At 49.6% G+C, this 18,599-nt stretch carries 13 protein-coding genes; 6 read left to right on the top strand and 7 right to left on the bottom strand.

The window, feature by feature from the left end:
- Positions 1-375 precede the first annotated feature (375 nt).
- The gene (locus BMZ54_RS29760; protein ID WP_089920431.1) at positions 376-2,277 is read right to left on the bottom strand and encodes a YfbK domain-containing protein; all 1,902 of its coding nucleotides are present in this window, start codon (positions 2,275-2,277) and stop codon (positions 376-378) included.
- A 79-nt stretch (positions 2,278-2,356) separates the two neighbouring features.
- Between BMZ54_RS29760 and BMZ54_RS29755 the strand changes: the two genes are divergently transcribed.
- Complete coding sequence (locus BMZ54_RS29755) at positions 2,357-3,451, top strand: anhydro-N-acetylmuramic acid kinase (protein ID WP_089920429.1); 1,095 nt, start codon at positions 2,357-2,359, stop codon at positions 3,449-3,451.
- A 76-nt stretch (positions 3,452-3,527) separates the two neighbouring features.
- Here the strand turns inward: BMZ54_RS29755 and ade are convergent, their stop codons facing one another.
- Positions 3,528-5,162, bottom strand: coding sequence for an adenine deaminase (ade, locus tag BMZ54_RS29750; RefSeq protein WP_089920427.1), 1,635 nt, complete (start codon positions 5,160-5,162; stop codon positions 3,528-3,530).
- A gap of 72 nt (positions 5,163-5,234) precedes the next feature.
- Here ade and BMZ54_RS29745 point away from each other — a divergent pair, with 72 nt between their 5' ends.
- Positions 5,235-5,957: a LolA-like protein gene (locus BMZ54_RS29745; protein ID WP_089920425.1), complete on the top strand. Its 723-nt coding sequence runs from the start codon at positions 5,235-5,237 to the stop codon at positions 5,955-5,957.
- 7 nt (positions 5,958-5,964) lie between these two features.
- Here the strand turns inward: BMZ54_RS29745 and BMZ54_RS29740 are convergent, their stop codons facing one another.
- Positions 5,965-6,969 (bottom strand): helix-turn-helix transcriptional regulator, encoded by a 1,005-nt coding sequence (locus tag BMZ54_RS29740; protein WP_162277704.1) that lies wholly within the window; start codon positions 6,967-6,969, stop codon positions 5,965-5,967.
- 185 nt (positions 6,970-7,154) lie between these two features.
- On the opposite strand from BMZ54_RS29740, the gene BMZ54_RS29735 reads away from it, so the two are divergent.
- Entirely contained in the window at positions 7,155-7,754 is a 600-nt protein-coding gene (locus BMZ54_RS29735; protein WP_089920421.1) for a hypothetical protein, read from the top strand.
- A 191-nt stretch (positions 7,755-7,945) separates the two neighbouring features.
- A complete protein-coding gene (locus BMZ54_RS29730) occupies positions 7,946-8,581 on the top strand; it encodes a peroxiredoxin (protein ID WP_089920419.1) in 636 nt (211 codons plus the stop codon).
- A 287-nt stretch (positions 8,582-8,868) separates the two neighbouring features.
- On the opposite strand, the gene BMZ54_RS29725 is transcribed toward BMZ54_RS29730, so the two are convergent.
- The 3 genes from BMZ54_RS29725 to rlmN are packed head-to-tail and all read right to left on the bottom strand — an operon-like array spanning position 8,869 to position 12,181.
- Entirely contained in the window at positions 8,869-9,600 is a 732-nt protein-coding gene (locus BMZ54_RS29725) for an RluA family pseudouridine synthase (RefSeq protein ID WP_089920417.1), read from the bottom strand.
- A 58-nt stretch (positions 9,601-9,658) separates the two neighbouring features.
- The gene (locus BMZ54_RS33405; protein ID WP_089920415.1) at positions 9,659-11,077 is read right to left on the bottom strand and encodes a pseudouridine synthase; all 1,419 of its coding nucleotides are present in this window, start codon (positions 11,075-11,077) and stop codon (positions 9,659-9,661) included.
- 60 nt (positions 11,078-11,137) lie between these two features.
- A complete protein-coding gene (rlmN, locus tag BMZ54_RS29715; protein ID WP_089920413.1) occupies positions 11,138-12,181 on the bottom strand; it encodes a dual-specificity RNA methyltransferase RlmN in 1,044 nt (347 codons plus the stop codon).
- A gap of 396 nt (positions 12,182-12,577) precedes the next feature.
- Between rlmN and BMZ54_RS29710 the strand changes: the two genes are divergently transcribed.
- Positions 12,578-13,777 (top strand): acetyl-CoA C-acyltransferase, encoded by a 1,200-nt coding sequence (locus tag BMZ54_RS29710; protein WP_089920410.1) that lies wholly within the window; start codon positions 12,578-12,580, stop codon positions 13,775-13,777.
- Positions 13,778-14,392: 615 nt separating this feature from the next.
- On the opposite strand, the gene BMZ54_RS29705 is transcribed toward BMZ54_RS29710, so the two are convergent.
- Positions 14,393-14,974, bottom strand: a complete 582-nt coding sequence (locus BMZ54_RS29705) for an RNA polymerase sigma factor (RefSeq protein WP_238386724.1) — start codon at positions 14,972-14,974, stop codon at positions 14,393-14,395.
- A 678-nt stretch (positions 14,975-15,652) separates the two neighbouring features.
- Between BMZ54_RS29705 and uvrA the strand changes: the two genes are divergently transcribed.
- Positions 15,653-18,469 (top strand): excinuclease ABC subunit UvrA, encoded by a 2,817-nt coding sequence (gene uvrA, locus BMZ54_RS29695; protein ID WP_089920404.1) that lies wholly within the window; start codon positions 15,653-15,655, stop codon positions 18,467-18,469.
- Positions 18,470-18,599: the final 130 nt, after the last annotated feature.

Genomic DNA, 18,599 nt, shown 5'->3' with positions numbered 1-18,599 from the left:
ATGGAAATAACATTAGGTGATATCATTATATTATGATGCAGGAAAAGGGTAGGGTTTTATGTAGGGGGGAGGAGTTGCGCAGCAATGTCGCAGCAATTACGGGGCCTTTTTAGGAGGGAAGGGTACCAGTATCACAGCAATTGGAATAGGGAAAAATGGATGAACTAAAAGGAATGTAAAATTATAACTGCAAAACTTCAAACCGGCGAAGGAGGTTCATACAGACCGTTGAAAAAACGTTATGAACGAGATAACCCTAAAAGTAAAATGCCACGATACCGGGTACAGACCCATGTTCGCGGCATTTTACTTTTACATTTTACATTCTTTTGGGTTACTCCCCTGCGGGAAAACAACAACGGGAAAGGCCGGCCGCTATTCCCGGGAAGCCTGGCTGCCCGGTTGCAGCAGGGCGGCCTTTTTTACCAGCTGTAAAAATTCAGCGCGGTAACCTTCCGGATCATCGCCCCGGGCATCCTTAGCCAGGGAAAGCACCTGCTCATAGCTGGCCTGCCCTTTATGGGCGGAGTTACGGAGCAGCTGCCCAAACTCAGCTACTGCAGCGCACATACGAAAATCTATAGGGGCGGCGGTAATGGCCTGTACCTGGTAGGGCAGCACTTTGGTCATTAGCTGGCTTTGACTGTCGGCGGGCCTTTTATAGCGCAGTTTTACGGTCAGCACTTCGTTTGCCGGGTTGCTGATCACCGCTCGTTGCTGATACTTCAGCGGATCCACCCAGCTAACGGCATCTGTTTTAGCGCCGGAGGGTACTATCTCGTACAGGGCGGTTACAGTGTGGCCGGCGCCCATATCGCCCGCATCTTTTTTATCGTTATTAAAATCTTCGTTCTGCAGCAGGCGGTTTTCGTACCCTACTAACCGGTATGACTGCACGTATTTGGGATTAAACTCTATCTGCAGCTTTACATCTTTGGCAATGGTGAACAGGGTACCGCCAAATTCCGTTACAAAGGTGCGGCGGGCTTCTTCAAAATTATCTATGTAGGCGTAGTTGCCGTTGCCTTTATCGGCCAGCAGCTCCAGCTTATTATCTTTATAATTACCCATACCAAAGCCTAGCACAGACAGGAAAATGCCTTTATCCCGCTCTTTTTCTATAATGCGCTGCAGCTCGCCGTCGCTGGAAGGGCCTACGTTGAAATCGCCGTCTGTGGCTATGATCACGCGGTTATTACCTTCTTTCATAAAGTTGGCGGCAGCGGTTTTATAAGCCAGCAGAATACCTTCCCCACCGGCAGTGGAGCCACCGGCCTGCAATTGATCCAGCGCATCCAGGATGGTGGTTTTTTCACTGCCGGGTGTAGCGGGCAGCACCAGGCCGGCAGCGCCTGCATATACGGCAATGGCTACTTTATCTGCAGGGCGCAGCTGCTGCACCAGTGTTTTTAATGCCTGTTTTACCAGGGGCAGCTTGTTGGCATCTTCCATAGAGCCGGAAACATCTATCAGGAACACCAGGTTAGAGGGCGGTACCTTATCGGCCGTAACAGTTCTGCCTTTCAGGCCAATGCGTACCAGCTGATGTGCGGTGTTCCAGGGACATATAGCCATATCCGTATAAATAGCTACGGGGTCTGCACTGCCGGGAGCTTTGTACTGGTAATCAAAATAATTGATCATTTCTTCTACCCGCACGGCATCGGCAGGTGGCATTTGCCCGTTGTTCAGGAACCGGCGGATGTTGCTGTAGGCAGCACGGTCCACATCAATGGAAAAGGTGCTGAGCGGCTGATCCGTAGCGGTATGAAAATCATTTTCATTAATAGGGCTGTAATCTTCTGTGTTATAATCTTTGTAAACGCCCTGTGGCATAGGAGCGGCGTACGACATAGCCATATCAGCGTTTGTCTCATATTCCACCAAACCCCTTGCGGCCTTTGCCTGCACACTTTGCGCAGCCCGTACCCGCTTCTTTTCCTCCAGCTTAAATACCCGCGCCGTGGAATCAGCCAGGGTTAATGGCTGCAGCAGGATCAGCACCTTACCTGCGTTGGGTTTTATTACTACTTCCTGGGTTTGATAACCGCTATAACGCAGCTGCAGCACTACGGGGCCGGTTGGGATCTGCAGCCGGAAGCCGCCCGCAGCATCACTTTGTACGGATGGCTTACCTGCTTTTACCTGGATGGTAACCCCGGCAAGCGGTTTATGGGAGCCTGCTTCCTGCACAATACCTTTGATCTCACGGGTTTGTGCATTGACTGTCAGGGCAGTAAAACAGGCCAGCAGCAACAGGGAAAAATATTTTTGCATAGTGATTTGTTTTGATCTGCTAAGAGGATGCATCAATGAGGTCAAATTCCATATTATCTTTGATGAAAATTTTTTGAGCATGGTATATCATGTAATTGGCATTATGTCGGGTAGTTCGCTGGACGGGCTGGATATTGCTTTTGTGGAGCTGGCCGAAGTACGCGGCAAGTGGGAGTACACCATTCAGGCGGCAGACTGCCTGGCGTATGAGCCGGAGTGGGTGGAGCAGCTGAGCGGCGCTACGGGCCTGCCTGCAGGCGAATACCTGCTGCTGCACAGCCGTTATGGCCATTACATAGGAGAAAAAATAAAACAGTTTATAGCGCAGCATGGGCTGGAACATAAAGTACACTTCATAGCCTCTCACGGGCATACCACGTTTCATATGCCGGCACAGAAAATGACGGCGCAGCTGGGCGAAGGCGCTGCTATAGCTGCTGTTACCGGCCTGCCGGTGATCAGCGATCTGCGTGCCATGGATGTAGCCCTGGGCGGGCAGGGCGCGCCCATAGTACCTGTTGGCGAACAACTGCTGCTGCCGGGTTACCAGTACTGGTTAAACCTGGGCGGTATTGCCAATGTATCCGCTAACCTGGAAAGCGAGTTTACAGCTTTTGATATTTGCCCTGCCAACCGGGTGCTGAATGCCCTGGCCGGCGAGCTGGGACGCGCTTACGATGAAAACGGTGCGCTGGCAGCCGGTGGCATTACGGATAAACATTTACTGGCCGCATTAAATGAGCTGCCTTATTATACATTGCCCTGGCCAAAATCACTGGCCAATGATTTTGGTACAGATACAGTGCTGCCATTAATAAAGAACACGCGCATTTCCATACAGGGTAAGCTTAACACCTATACGCAGCATATAGCCGTGCAGGTAGCCCATGCAGTAGCACAGCTGCAAAAGCAGCAAGGGGCAGCGGAAGGAGAGCAGAAGATGCTCATCACCGGCGGCGGCGCTTTTAATGGATTTCTGGTAAAACAGATCCAGGAACAATTACAACCTTATAATGTAACGGTAGTAGTGCCGGATGCCCAGACAGTAAATTATAAAGAGGCGCTGATAATGGCGCTGATAGGTACTTTGCGCTGGCGGCAGGAGCCGAATGTACTATCCTCCGTAACGGGTGCGCAGCGGGATAGTGTGGGGGGAGCGCTGTGGCAATCTTAAGTAAAAAAGCAAAAGGTAAAAATTAAAAAGGGCACGGAGATCTTCGCGCCCTTTTTAATTTTTGCTTTTTTACTTTTTATTTAATCACAGAAGTAAAGGTGAAGGTATCTCCATTAAACAGGCCTTTATCGCTGAGCTTTAAGTGTGGTATTACTAGCAGCGCCATAAAAGAGAGGGTCATGAAAGGTGCGGCCAGCGGGCTGCCCAGGGCTTTGGCCGCTTTATCGAGATGACTGTACCGGGCCGCTACTTCGTAGCCATCCAGGTGGCTCATTAAGCCGGCTACCGGGAGGGGCAATACATCTATCTCCATACCATTTACTACACTAATACCACCTTTTTCACGGATCACGGCATTTACTGCGGCGCAAATACTTTCATCATCTACCCCAACGGCAATAATGTTATGGCTGTCGTGCGCTACGGAAGATGCAATAGCGCCTTTGGTAAATCCAAAGCTGCGGATAAAACCTGCTGCTGCCGGCGCCGGAAAATAGCGGTTCACCACCACCATCTTCAGCACATCCTGTGAGGGATCGCTGTGCAGGGCGCCGTTTTGCACGGGCAGGGTGGCGGTAATGTTATTGGTGATCAGCTGCCCGTCCAGCGCTTCAATTACATTTACAGCTGCGCTGGTACCGTTGGCGGGTATACGAAAATCTTCCACATGCTGCGGGCGGCAATCAAAGTTATTGATAATGCCGGCGGTAACGGGCTCAATCAGCGTTTGGCCGTTAGCCGCTACCTGTATGCCATTCACATAGGTAGCCTTTACAGTAAAATCGGTGGTGTTGTTAATGATGATAAGGTCTGCAGGATCGCCTTCACGCAACAGGCCTACCTCCATTTTATAATGCAGCACCGGGTTTATACAGGCGGCGCGCAGCACTTTAAACAGGTCGATACCCTTTGCCAGCGCACGTTTTACCAGCACGTTAATATGCCCTTCCACCAGGCTGTCGGGATGTTTATCATCGCTGCAGAACATCATTTTTTCCGGGTAGTCGTGCAGCAGGGGGATCAGCGCTTCAAAGTTCTTGGCTGCGCTGCCTTCCCGTATCAGGATGTGCATGCCGTACTGTAGCTTGTCCTGCGCTTCTTCCAGTGTAAAACATTCATGATCGGTGCTGATGCCGGCATCTATATACTGTTTGGCAGCAGCGCCCCGCAGACCTGGGGCATGGCCATCCACCGGCTTACTGGCTTTATGGGCAGCGGCTATTTTTTCCATTACATCCGGCTGCTGCTGCAGCACACCGGGAAAGTTCATCATTTCAGAAAGGTAGCGGATCTCGGGGTGTGCCAGCAGGTTTTTTACATCCTGTACGCTTACCACTGCGCCGGCTGTTTCAAACGGGGTGGCCGGCACGCAGGAGGGCGCGCCAAAGTTGCATTTGAACGGGGTATGCTGGCAGTTGGCGATCATGTAATTCACGCCGGCCACGCCTAATACATTGGCTATTTCATGCGGGTCGGAAATGGTGCCTACGGTGCCGTGCACTACTGCCAGGCGGGCAAATTCCGCCGGGGTAAGCATAGCGCTTTCTATGTGCACATGCGCATCAATAAAGCCCGGTAGCAGGTATTGATCATAAGGCTGGCTATCGCGCACAATTTGCCGGATACGTCCATGTGAGATGTGTACGGTAGCGGGGTATATTTCCTGGTTTAGGATATCTATCAGGTTGCCTGAAAGCTGGAAAGTACTCATATGTTAAAGATATAATTACCCGGTGGGAATTGGCATAATTCGTGTAATTTGTGTACCACTAAAACGAATAATATGAGAGTAAATAAAATGTTAACCCTCCTGTTCCTGGCCGTTATAGCAGTATGCAGCGGGCTGCAGGCGCAAACAGTAGATGAGATCGTAAACAAGCACATTGACGCCATGGGCGGCAAGGATAAACTGAAAGGCCTGCAAAGCATGTATACAGAAGGAATTATGGAAGTACGCGGTATGGAAATACCCCTGAAGCTGTGGCTGGTAAACGATAAGGCCATGCGTATGGAGTTTGAGGTTATGGGCTCCAACAACATACAGGTGGTAACCCGCAACGGCGGCTGGATGCAAATGCCTATGCAGGGACCGGATCCTAAAGTAATGGATTCCAGCATGGTGCATGCTATGCAATCCCGCCTGGACCTGGCCGGCGAGCTGTATGATTATAAAGCCAAAGGCCGTACCGTAACGCTGGAAGGCAAGGAAACCAAAGACGGAATGGATACTTACAAATTAAAGGTAACCAACCGTGACGGCAGCGTGATCATCTTATATGTAGATGCCAATACGTATTACATAGACCAGATGCAGACGCATATTAAAGCACAGGGACAGGAAATGGATATTACCACTGTATTATCCGATTATAAGAAAACAGATAATGGTTTCGTGTACCCCGCATCTACTTCCCAGGAGCCCATTGGCACCAAGATCAGTGTAAGCAAGGTAGAGGTGAACAAGCCGGTAGATGATACCATTTTTGTAATGCCTAAGAAATCATAAGCATAGCTTATTTATATAACTCCTTCATGGCGGCTGTTTCGGCCGCCATTTTTTGTACCAGCTCCTGTGGTGCCAGCACTTTTACATTAGCGCCATAACCTAACAGCAGCATATGCAGCTCCGGGTTAATTACTACGTTCAGGGATATACGGCATTCCTTCTCATTATCTTCCAGCACCTGCTGGGAAGTATGAATAGGTTGTGATTTAATGTATTTACCCTGGTGCGGGGTAAAGGATAACACTACATTTTGCGGCTCACCTTCCAGCACCGTAATGCCAATGGCGTGGCGGTAGTAGCTGGCATCATCAAAATTCTTTTCATCAAAATTAGTATTGGTAGGCCACAGCTTTACAATGCGGTCCAGCGCAAACGTAAGCAGGGTACCGCCTTTGGCTTTCTGACTTTTGCCGATCAGGTAAAAGCGGTGCTGGTATTCCCGCAAATGATACGGCTCTACCCAATGCTCTTTAGGCTCATTCCGGTCAAAGCTCTGGTAGGCAATACGGATCACCTCCAGGTTCTTGATGGCATCTACAATATCGGGGATATGCTCTGCGCCTTTGTACTGCGCGGTGCGTGAAAATTTGATCATGCCTTTATGTTCCAGCGTTTGCCGGTTCATTTTCAGGCTGGCGGCTATTTTCAGGATAGCGTCCTCAAACTGCTGTATTACAGGCAGGCTGCGGAACTGTTCCAGGATGCCGATGGCTATTTCCAGCCCCTGCAGGTCGGCCTCTTCAATGGGTATATTGCTGATGGAGTAAGATTCATCTTCATAGCGGTAAGTACCGGTGCTGCGCTCATATAAGATGGGTGCCATATAGTTCAGCTCCGGATCCTGGCGCATATCCTGTATATCCTTTTGTATGGTGCGTGTAGAGATAGATGCATCCATTTTTTCAGACACATAGGCAATCAGCACATCCAGGGTAGGCTTGGGCAGGCGCTTGTTGCGCAGCCGTTCATCTATCCAGCGGTAACGGGAAAGGGCATCTTTATTCTTTGGCATGAAGAGGGTTTTGGTGCGCAAAATAATGTAATTGTACAGATGTGCAAATATGCAGCGGTGCAAATAAAGATTGCTTAAACTCATCTGCACACCTGGATATCTGTAGATCTGCACATTTTTTTTTGCTACGCAAATTCCCTGCGTTTTGCGCGGATAGCTTTGTATTGTCATTAAACATCAGGGTTATGAACAAAGTAAAAAATACAAGCACCGCCGCCAAATGCCAGGCCATCTCCATCAGCCAGATCATACTGGATGAGTCTAATTTTTTAACCTTCTGGGGTTATATAAAGCAGGAAGGTACCTGGCACCGTTGCGATTTTGTAACTAATTACGATGTGCTGAATGATATACTGCGCTATTCCGGCCACCAGAACGATGGCATACAAATGAGCATTGTACAGCACCTGGAAGATATGCGCCACATACCGGAGGTCATTGACCTGGAGGCTACCCATGGGGAAGCCGTGGTACTGGAAAATATGAGCTTTCAGCTTAGCCGTCCCCGCCTGCAGCAGCGTGGTAACTGGGTAGAATATACGGATGGCGAATGTTACTACATCAGCAAAGTAACCCCGCAACCCGCACCGGTAAAGGAAAAAGAAACAGCACATACCGAACAGCAGATAGACCAGTGCATGCTGCTGCTGAGCAAAAGCTATGAGCTGTACCTGGGTTACCTGGAGCTGGAATTTGACGAAGCAGCGGCCCGCCAGGAAGCCAATTTACTGGATGACCTCAAATACACCATGGCATATTGCGCCTGGAAACAACACGGCAATTGAACACTACATATTCATCCCTGTTAACCCTATACCATTGAAACTGTTAGCCCCGAATGCCCTGACCCTCAGTTGTTTGTTAACACCTTTCCCTACCCCGCAACGGGTAGGGAAAATTTTTTTCCAAAAACCATCCTAAAGTCTATAAAAATTGTAGGAAATTATTACATTTGGAGTCATAAAAGAGGTGTAATATGAGTTTAAGACTAGGAGACATAGCGCCTAATTTCAAGGCGAAGACCACACAAGGCGACATCGATTTTTACGAATACCTGGGCGATAGCTGGGGCGTTTTATTTTCGCACCCTGCAGATTATACCCCGGTATGTACCACAGAACTAGGCAGAACCGCCCTTTTGAAGGATGAATTTGCCAAGCGCAATGTAAAAGTGCTGGCCCTGAGCGTAGACCCGCTGGATAAGCACCTGGGCTGGATCAATGATATTAACGAAACGCAGAATTGCGAAGTGAACTTCCCGATCATTGCGGATGAAGACAAAACGGTGGCCAATCTGTATGGTATGATACACCCGAATGCTTCTGAAACATTCACCGTACGTTCCCTGTTTGTAATAGGCCCGGATAAGAAAGTGAAATTAACCATCACTTACCCGGCCTCTACCGGCAGAAACTTCTTTGAAGTGCTGCGGGTAATAGATTCCCTGCAGCTGACAGCCCAGTACAGCGTGGCCACACCGGCCAACTGGCAGGAAGGGGAAGATGTGATTGTAGTGCCGGCAGTGAAAACGGAAGACATTCCGGCGAAGTTCCCGAAAGGGCACAAAATTATTAAGCCTTACCTGAGAACCACTCCGCAGCCGAACAAATAGGCGGCAGAGCGTGTTTTAACCGGTAACAGTAAAGCGTAACGAATAGGGCCGCAAGGCTTTTATTGATAAGAATTTTTAATGGTTGGTTTTTGATTTTTACGAAACGGGGATTTTTCCCCGTTTTTTCGTTTTACCAACCGGGAGGGGGAGCGTTTAGCTTTTAGCGTTCGGCCTTCAGCACTTAATATCCAACTTTGAGCCTTAAACATTCAGTTAGGTATCCAACATTCAGCTTCGCTTTTGTCTTTAGCGTTTCACGTTCGGCCTTTAGCTTTATGCTTTCTGCTTTACGCTTTCAGCTTCTTATGTTTTCTCAACTGGCTTAACACCGCCTGCAGATCCTTTGGCAAGGGGGCTTCCAGCTGGTGGGCCACGCCCTGCTGATCTTTAAATTGCAGCTGCCAGGCATGCAGCGCCAGACGGGCCATAAGGGGGCGCTCTTCTTCCGTGAACTTACCTAAACGGTATTTTTTCTTGATAGTGGATAATAAAATGGGGGCGGGATCGCCATATAGGTCATCCACAGCTATGGGATGGCCCAGGTGTTTCATGTGTACGCGGATCTGGTGGGTACGGCCGGTATGGATCTCCAGCTTCACCAGGCTGTAAAGCCCAAAGGCTTCCTGCATCTCGTAATCCGTAAGGGAAGCCTTGCCCCGGCGGTTGGTAACCATTTTACCCTTTTGCACCGGGTGCTCCATAATGGGCTCATCCACGCTGCCCTGCGGCGGTTCCAGCTGGCCGGTAACCAGGCCCAGGTAAAACTTGCGTACTTCGCGGGATTCAAATAACTGGGAAAAATAACGGTGCGCGGCCTCATTACGGGCAAACAGGATCAGGCCACTGGTATCCTTATCCAGCCGGTGTACGGTAAAAATATTGCCATAAGCCTTTTTCAGCAGGGTTTGCAGGGAAGGTAGCTCCTGGTCATGCCGGTCCGGGATGGTAAGCATTCCCGCCGGTTTGTTGAGCACCATAAAATCGTCCGTAATATGTATGAGGAGTTCGTTAACGCGCATAATATTCAAAAGTGGTTAGCGGTTAGCACAAAATTACTAACCGCCAACACTAACAACTTTATTTAAAATGTTTCAGCAGTATCACTTCTTTTTCCGTTAAAAGGCGCCACCTGCCACGGTTTACGTTCTTTTTGGTTAAGCCGGCGTACATCACACGATCCAGCTTCTCCACCTGGTATTCCAGGTGCTCGAAAATACGGCGCACAATACGGTTCTTACCGCTGTGGATCTCTATACCTACCTGTGATCGGTCCTTGCTGTCCACATATCCCAGGGCATCTACCAGGGCCACACCGTCTTCCAGCGTAACGCCGGCAATGATCTGGTCAAAGTGAGCTTTGGTTAAGGGTTTATCTAACCCCACCTGGTATATTTTTTTGATGTTGTGCTTGGGATGCGCCAGCTTCTGGGCCAGCTCACCATCGTTGGTAAGCAGCAGCAGGCCGGAGGTATTGCGGTCCAGGCGGCCTACGGGAAATACCCTTTCTGAAGTGGCATCCTGGATCAGCTCCATCACGGTCTGGCGGCCTTCCGGATCATCGGTGGTGGTAATAAATCCTTTAGGTTTATTCAGCAGAATGTACACCAGGTTCTTTTGCAGGCTTACAGGTTTGTTGGCAATCTTTACCCGGTCTTTGTCCGTTACCTTAAAGGCAGGTTCCAATACCGGTTTATCATTCACCGTTACCTTACCTTCTTTAATAACATCCACAGCTTTACGGCGGGAGCACAGGCCGGTGTGGGCAATGTACTTGTTCAGCGGCATGCCTTCGCTGCTGCCGGGTGCTTCCTCGTTCTGGCGGCTTTTGCTAATGTTTTTGTTATCGGGTTTACGTTTTGTGGGATCGGTTTTGCGGGCCTGTTTCTCAGCAAAACGTTCGTTGGTGCGGTCAAAGAATTTTTTACGGTTAAAACCACTGGGTGTTTCCCGGGTTGGGCGGTTGCCTTTACGGTCGCTGCTCCGCTGGAAATCGCCATGGAAGCTGCTGTCGCCATCATCCCGTTTGGGTGCGGTATGTGCGCGGCCGGACGGGCGCTTATCCCCGCGGTCACCATCATTACGTTGAGCTCTGGGCTGAAAACCTTTTTTATCGTCATCTTTAGGCGCGGTGCGTACACGAACGCGCGGGCGTTTATCCCCGTGGTCATCGTCACTGCGCTGGCTTCCCGACTGAAAGCCTTTGCTGTCATCATCTTTGGGCTTGATGCGCACACGTATGGGCGGACGTTTATTTTCACCACTGTCTTTCCTGTCCTCGCCACTGCGCTGGAACTTGGGCCGGAAGGCTTTGTTCTCCTCCTCACGTGCGGGTGCAGGGCGGGTGGGGCGGTCGGTGCCGCCGCGTTTAAAGTCTTTACCGGCGGGTCTTTCACGATCCCCGGACTGCGTACGGTTCTTATCACCGGTACGGTTACTGCTCATGTTCTCTTTAAAGGGAGAGAAGCCTTTTGTTGCAGCAGGTTTGTTTTTTCTCATACTATCTGTTGGCGGAAGCTCATGATTTCCACGATCCTCCTGTTGTTAACGCTTTTATTATTAACCCTTGTTGGCCAGCTGTCCGCAGGCGGCATCAATATCTTTGCCCCGGCTGCGGCGCAGGCGTGCATTTACGCGGTGCTTGCCCAGGTACTGCATGAATTTTTCCACTGCTTCCTCATCCGGTTTCTGGAACCGGGCCCTATCGATCGGGTTGTATTCGATAATGTTGATCAGGTCTGCCGGTACCTGCCGGTAGATCTTGATCAGCTCATCGGCATCCTTCTGGGAATCGTTAAAGTCGCGGAAAAGGATGTATTCAAAAGAGATCTGGCTCTGGGTAGCTTTATAGAAATAGTTCAGCGCCTCTATTAATCCCTGCAGGTTGTTGGTTTCATTTATGGGCATGATCTCGCTGCGCTTTTTATCATTGGCGGCGTGCAGGGATAGGGCCAGGTTAAAACGTACCTGGTCATCGCCTAGCTGTTTGATCATTTTTGCCACACCGGCAGTAGATACAGTAATACGTTTAGGCGACATGGCCAGGCCATCTGCCGCAGTAATACGCTCTATTGACTGCAGTACATTCTTATAGTTGAGCAGGGGTTCGCCCATGCCCATATATACGATGTTCGTGAGTTTTTTGCCGGATGATTCCAGGGACTGCTGGTTCAGCAGGGCTACCTCATCATAGATCTCATCAAAGTCCAGGTTGCGTTTACGGTCCATGAAACCGGTGGCGCAGAACTTGCAGCTCAGGCTGCAGCCTACCTGCGAGGATACGCAGGCTGTTTGCCGGCTTTCGGTAGGGATCAGTACGCCCTCTACTAAGTGGCCGTCGTGCAGGCGGAAGCGGTTTTTGATGGTGCCGTCCTCACTGTGCTGGGTAGCATCTATTTTTAAAGCCGGGAGGGTAAAATGCTCCTCCAGGGAGCTACGCAGCGTTTTGGAGAGGTTGGTCATGGCCTCAAAGCTGCCTGCATGCTTTAACCACAGCCACTCATACACCTGTTTGGCGCGAAAGGGCTTTTCTCCAATTGTGTTAAAGTATTCCTGTATAGCAGGTAAGCTGAGGTGCCGGATGTTTTTCTTATCAGATTTCATATTCTCAAGTTAATGTCTGCCTTACGGCAGTCGGAAAGAAGCTGCAAAGGTAGTGAAAATAGTTGACAGTCCACGGGTGGGGGGCTACGGGCCACTGTAGCTGTGCGTAGTTGACGGATTACAGACAACGGGATAGTACAAGGGGGCCCGTGGACTTTAGTCCATGGTCGATGGTCCATAGCATGGTGCGGAGATGAGGTGCTGCAGGAAAGACCGTTGTTGGGTGGGGTTAGAACATGGCCTGGAGAAGGGATAATAAGTGAAGGCTTTGAGACCTATAACCATAAACCACGTACATCAACTATACGCAGTAGGCCATGGACCATGGACCATCGACCATGGACGGCGGACGCAGTCCGCCAGATTTCATATATTCACACCTCAATTTTGAAAAATATGCAAGCTGCTTATATAGTAGATGCGGTACGCACGCCCATTGGCCGTTATGGCGGGGCGCTGAAGACCGTACGGCCGGATGATATGCTGGCGCTCATGATCCGTTCCCTCCTGGTCCGCAATCCCGGTATAGATCCCGCAGCCATTGAAGATGTAATTGCCGGTGATGCTAACCAGGCCGGGGAAGATAACCGCAATGTGGCCCGTATGGCTGCTTTGCTGGCTGGCTTGCCGGTAACAGTGGCTGGCAATACCGTGAACCGCCTGTGTGCCAGCGGATTGCAGGCTATTATGGATGCTGCCCGCGCCGTGATGTGCGGGGAGGGCGAGGTATACCTGGCTGGTGGCGTGGAAAGCATGACCCGCGCACCTTTTGTAATGGCCAAGGCAGACAGCCCCTTTAGCCGCAGCGCTGAAGTACATGACAGCACCATTGGCTGGCGCTTTACCAATAAAAAGCTGGTGGAAATGTATTACCCTTATTCCATGGGCGAAACTGCGGAGAATGTAGCCCGGCAATGGAACATTAGCCGGGAGCAGCAGGACCTGTTTGCCTTTAACAGCCAGCAAAAATATAAAGAGGCCTTTACTGCCGGCAGGTGGGAGGCGGAGATCATTCCCGTGGAGATCACGCCCAATAAGGAGGAGCGCGTAGTGTTTTCCAAAGACGAACCGCCCCGGGAAACCTTCCTGGAAAAGCTGGCCGCCCTGAAACCTGCATTTGCAAAGGATGGCACGGTAACGGCAGGTAACTCGTCCGGTATTAACGACGGCGCTTCTATGGTGATGATCGTTTCTGAAAGCGCCTTAAAACGCTTTGGGCTCACACCCATCGTACAAATAAAGTCCATGGCCATTGCAGGGGTAGACCCTTCCATTATGGGCATTGGCCCTGTACCGGCTACTACCAAAGCTTTGCAGCGCGCCGGCTTAACCGCGGCGCAGCTGGACCTGGCAGAATTGAATGAAGCATTTGCCTCCCAGTCCCTGGCCTGTATCCGCGACCTGGGCCTGGATCCTGCAAAGGTGAATGTGAACGGCGGCTCTATTGCCATCGGGCATCCGCTTGGCTGCAGTGGCGCACGTATTACCACTACCTTGCTACATGAGCTGAAACGCAGACCGGCAGCACGTTATGGGCTGGCCACTATGTGTGTGGGCGTAGGGCAGGGGGCGGCTGTGGTGTATGAGAAATGTTAGCATTTAGCAGTTAGCTGTTGGCTATTAGCAGTTAGCAGTAATGGAGGTAGTGTGGGGAAAATTAAGCCTGTGATTGTGGTTGACGGAAGTGTAAGGTAGGTGCCAGGTAGTTAAAGTTGCAATTAGTAGAAAGTATATGAGATGAATAGATGGTGGTACAAAATAGGCCGTACGGTTGCTATGATTGCATAGGGAAAGAATAGATAGCGGTGCAAATTATTTGTAATTGCACTTGACGAAGTGCGGTTGCTATAATTGCGTAAAGCAGGCAGGATGCAAGTAACTAAGGTTGCAATGATGGTGGGTGAAAGTATATATCAGAAAATATGCAGGATAGGTGCAGATGCAAATAATTAAGTTGCAGCTGTAGTTGTTGTAATTGTAGTTGTAGTTGAGGTGTACTTAGTTAAGGCGGTATGCTAGGGCGGCATACTCAAAAAAATTAAATCCCTGAAAAGCCCCATGGGCACTCTATAAACCTGGCAGCCCGCCAAAGTCTGCCAGCTGCTAACTGTCCACTGCTAACAGCTAATCGCCAATAGCTAACTGCTTAAAAATGAACGAGCGGTCGGACTTTCGCCGGCCGCCCGTTGATGGCAAGCAAAAAAGGGATTATTACAAACAAATCTGCTTCTCCGTCATCATCTTCCGGAGATTGATCAGACCGTAACGCATACGGCCTAATGCGGTATTGATGCTCACTTGCGTGAGGTCTGCAATTTCTTTGAAACTTAATTCAGCGTAGTGCCGCAGGATAATTACCTCCCGTTGCTCTTCCGGCAGCATATCCAGCATCTTACGTACCCGGTCATGGCTCTGGCGTGTGATCATCTTGTCCTCGGCACAGCTGTCGCTGAAGCCCAGCACATTAAAGATGTCTTTATCATCGCCGGTCTTAATAACAGGTGTCCGCTTGATCTTCCGGAAATGGTCCACACACAGGTTGTGTGCAATACGCATAGCCCAGGGAAGGAACTTACCTTTCTCCGTATAACGTTCCGCGCGGATCGTATCAATAATCTTAATAAAGGTATCCTGGAAAATGTCTTCAGCTAGGAAGGGATCTTTTACGAGTAATACGATTGAAGTAAACAGCTTATCCTTATGCCGTTGCACTAATTCCTCCAATGCAGAGGTGTGCCCCTTTTTGAAAAGGGTAATCAATTGTTCATCGCTTAATTTATACATTACTTGCATAAACTTTCTACTAATAGACGGGTGAGTAAATAATACGAACCTAACAGTCTGTAGGTGTTTGTTTGAGTAGAGTTTATGCTATAATTTGGATGTTTTTTTTGTTAAAATTCGCTGTTCTGTCTAAAGGGTATAGGTGTTCGTCTGGATGCAAATATAATTGAATAGTTTATAAAAACAACTTCTCCAAAATAAATTTCACCGGGAATTCATCGATACATTTAACCCGCTGTATTTGCCTGCCAGCAACGGTTAGCCCTGCCCCGCCCGGGCTAAAAAGCGTAACTTCAACATTATCAGCTTTATTCGTTCCTGTCACCCCGCTGTCCGCGCTCATTTGCGGCTATACGAATAATATCTAATATGGGGAATTGTACCCCATATTGGTAAAGCCGGCAACCGCAAATTCAGATGGTATGATAGTATATACGTCAGGGCGCCGGCAAAAGTTCAAAAAATGTAAAACAAACGCTAAGCGGAACAAGGCGGTGGTATCTGTTACCTTAACTTTCATCAGAAAATCTTACTTTCGGAGATACATTTGGCGGAACCCTTTTTCACAGAACCGTTCCCGCATCTGTAACGGATACATTGCTTAATAACAACCGACAGTGAGCCTGGTCCCTGAACCGTGGACCTATTCAGATTGTCAACTTTTTCGTGGAAATTTGCCCAATAATCATGGCTACAAAAGTTAAGAAACAGGAAGCAGTAATTGATGATCAGTCAGTTAGCACACAAGATCATATTTTCATAAAAGGCGCCCGGGTACATAATCTCAAAAATGTAAGCGTAGCTATTCCCCGCAGCAAGCTGGTAGTAGTAACCGGGGTATCAGGGTCCGGTAAGTCGTCCCTGACGATGGACACCCTGTATGCAGAGGGGCAGCGCCGTTATGCGGAAAGCCTCAGCTCCTACGCCCGGCAGTTCCTGATGCGTATGAACAAACCGGATGTGGACTATATCAAAGGTATTTGTCCGGCCATTGCTATTGAACAAAAGGTGATCACCCGCACGCCCCGCAGTACCGTGGGGTCTATGACGGAGATCTATGATTACCTGCGTTTGTTGTTTGCACGTATTGGTAAAACGTATTCGCCCGTATCCGGCCAGCTGGTTAAAAAGCATGAGGTGAGCGATGTGGTGGACTTCATTACCAAACTGCCTGCCGGCGCTAAAGTACAGATCCTGGTACCTTTCCGGCGGCATGCCAAACGCGATGTAAAGGAGGAGCTGAACATCCTGATGCAGAAAGGTTTTTCCCGCCTGTATATGAGTGGTAAGGACGGCGGGCAAATGCAGCGTATTGAGGAGCTGCTGGAGGAAAAGAAACCCGCCATCAACGAAAATACCTATGTGCTGATAGACCGCGTGGTGGCAAAGGATTTTGATGAAGATGATAAACACCGCCTTGCAGACAGTGTGCAAACAGCATTCTATGAAAGCGAAGGCGATTGCCTGATAGAGATCGACGGTAGCCGGCACCAGCATTTCTCCAGCCGTTTTGAGCTGGATGGTGTGCAGTTTGAGGAGCCGGTGCCCAACTTATTCTCCTTTAACAACCCATACGGCGCTTGCCCGGTGTGTGAAGGTTTTGGACAGGTGCTGGGCATAGACCCCGACCTGGTAATACCGGATAAGCGCTTAAGCGTGTATGAAGGCGGTATTGCACCCTGGCGAGGGGAAAAAATGGGTGAGTATAAAGAAACGCTCATTAAAGCATCCCGTAAATTCAACTTCCCCGTACATAAGCCTATTGCAGAACTGTCTGATGAGCAGCAAAAACTACTTTGGACCGGTAACGAGCATTTTTACGGCATCAACGAGTTCTTTAAAATGGTGGAGCAGAACCTGTACAAGGTGCAATACCGTGTGCTGCAGGCGCGCTACCGGGGCCGTACCGTATGCCATGAATGTGGCGGCGGCAGGCTGCGTAAAGAAGCGCTGTATGTGAAAATAGGCGGTAAAAATATTGCCGACCTGGTAGATATGCCGGTAACGGACCTGAAGCAGTGGTTTGATGAGCTGACCCTCAGCGAGTACGATCAGCAGGTGGCCAAACGGATCCTGATAGAAGTGCACCACCGCATTAAAACCTTGCTGGATGTAGGTTTGGGCTACCTTACCATGAACCGCGTAGCCAATACGCTCAGCGGCGGTGAAAGCCAGCGCATACAGCTTACCCGCTCCCTGGGGAGCAACCTTACCAACTCATTATACATACTGGATGAACCCAGTATTGGCCTGCATGCCCGCGATACGCACCGCCTGATAGGCGTGCTGAAAGAGCTGCGTAACCTGGGTAACACCGTGGTAGTAGTGGAGCATGATGAGCAGATGATGGAGGAAGCGGATTACATTATAGATATGGGCCCGCTGGCCAGCCACCTGGGTGGGGAAGTGATCTTTGCCGGCGATTATCCCACCATGCTGAAAGATCCCAACAGCCTTACCGGTAAGTACCTGAGCGGCGCCCTTACCATAGAGCCGCCCACGCATGTACGTAAATGGAAAAAGGCTATTACCCTGGAAGGCTGCCGGCAGCATAACCTTAAGAATATTTCCGTAGACTTTCCTTTGCAGGTGCTATGTGTGGTGAGCGGCGTAAGCGGCTCAGGTAAAACCACATTGGTAAAGCAGATCCTGTACCCGGCCCTTATGAAGCTGAAAGGCGAGTTTGCAGAAAGGGTAGGGCAGCACCGGGCGTTAAAAGGCGCGGTAGATGATGTTACCCAGATAGAGATGATAGATCAGAACCCGATCGGTAAATCATCCCGCTCTAACCCGGTTACCTATATAAAGGCGTATGATGAGATCCGCGACCTGTTCTCCAAACAGCCGCTGAGCAAAATGCGCGGTTTCCAGGCCAAACATTTTTCCTTTAACGTGGATGGCGGCCGTTGTGATGCCTGTAAGGGAGAAGGAGAGGTGATTGTAGAAATGCAGTTCCTGGCAGATGTGCATCTGACCTGTGAAAGCTGCGGTGGTAAACGCTTTAAGGATGAAGTGCTGGAAGTGAACTATAAAGGCAAAAGCATTTATGATGTGCTGGAAATGGGAGTAGATGAAGCGCTGGACTTTTTTAAAGATGAAAAAGATGTGTGCAACAAAATACGCCCCTTAAGCGATGTGGGTTTGGGATACGTAAAGCTGGGACAAAGCAGCGATACCCTGAGCGGCGGCGAAGCGCAGCGTGTAAAGCTGGCTTCCTTCCTGGGCAAAGGCCGTGCACAGGGGCATATCCTTTTCATTTTTGATGAACCTACCACGGGCCTGCATTTCCACGACATTAAAAAACTGCTGAATTCCTTTAATGCCCTCATTGACCAGGGCCACACTGTGCTGGTGATAGAACATAACCTGGATGTTATACGCAGTGCCGACTGGTTAATAGACCTGGGGCCGGAAGGCGGCGCCGGTGGCGGTAGTCTGCTGTATGCCGGGGTACCTACGGGATTAAAGAAAGTAAAGGAAAGCTATACGGGAAAATACCTGTAATAACTAATATAAGTATTACTTAAATGAGCACACCAAATGGTGTGCTTTTTTATTGCAACGCCGCAACAGGAGCGCTTATTGTGCTATTAAAAATGAGCCCGCTGATGTATATTTGATGCTGTTGTTCATG

Origin of the sequence: Chitinophaga rupis, from assembly GCF_900109685.1 — a bacterium.
GTDB lineage: Bacteria > Bacteroidota > Bacteroidia > Chitinophagales > Chitinophagaceae > Chitinophaga > Chitinophaga rupis.
Note: the sequence above shows the minus strand (reverse complement) of the source record. Positions and strands in the feature narration are given on the sequence as shown.

Excerpts from the sequence above, each read along its gene's own strand:
- BMZ54_RS29755 (WP_089920429.1), top strand. The coding sequence starts at position 2,357 with ATGGTATATCATGTAATTGGCATTATGTCGGGTAGTTCGCTGGACGGG.
- BMZ54_RS29745 (WP_089920425.1), top strand. The coding sequence starts at position 5,235 with ATGAGAGTAAATAAAATGTTAACCCTCCTGTTCCTGGCCGTTATAGCA.
- BMZ54_RS29705 (WP_238386724.1), bottom strand. The coding sequence starts at position 14,974 with ATGCAAGTAATGTATAAATTAAGCGATGAACAATTGATTACCCTTTTC.
- BMZ54_RS29710 (WP_089920410.1), top strand. The coding sequence starts at position 12,578 with ATGCAAGCTGCTTATATAGTAGATGCGGTACGCACGCCCATTGGCCGT.
- BMZ54_RS29725 (WP_089920417.1), bottom strand. The coding sequence starts at position 9,600 with ATGCGCGTTAACGAACTCCTCATACATATTACGGACGATTTTATGGTG.
- BMZ54_RS29730 (WP_089920419.1), top strand. The coding sequence starts at position 7,946 with ATGAGTTTAAGACTAGGAGACATAGCGCCTAATTTCAAGGCGAAGACC.
- BMZ54_RS29740 (WP_162277704.1), bottom strand. The coding sequence starts at position 6,969 with ATGCCAAAGAATAAAGATGCCCTTTCCCGTTACCGCTGGATAGATGAA.
- rlmN (WP_089920413.1), bottom strand. The coding sequence starts at position 12,181 with ATGAAATCTGATAAGAAAAACATCCGGCACCTCAGCTTACCTGCTATA.
- BMZ54_RS29760 (WP_089920431.1), bottom strand. The coding sequence starts at position 2,277 with ATGCAAAAATATTTTTCCCTGTTGCTGCTGGCCTGTTTTACTGCCCTG.
- ade (WP_089920427.1), bottom strand. The coding sequence starts at position 5,162 with ATGAGTACTTTCCAGCTTTCAGGCAACCTGATAGATATCCTAAACCAG.
- BMZ54_RS33405 (WP_089920415.1), bottom strand. The coding sequence starts at position 11,077 with ATGAGAAAAAACAAACCTGCTGCAACAAAAGGCTTCTCTCCCTTTAAA.
- BMZ54_RS29735 (WP_089920421.1), top strand. The coding sequence starts at position 7,155 with ATGAACAAAGTAAAAAATACAAGCACCGCCGCCAAATGCCAGGCCATC.
- uvrA (WP_089920404.1), top strand. The coding sequence starts at position 15,653 with ATGGCTACAAAAGTTAAGAAACAGGAAGCAGTAATTGATGATCAGTCA.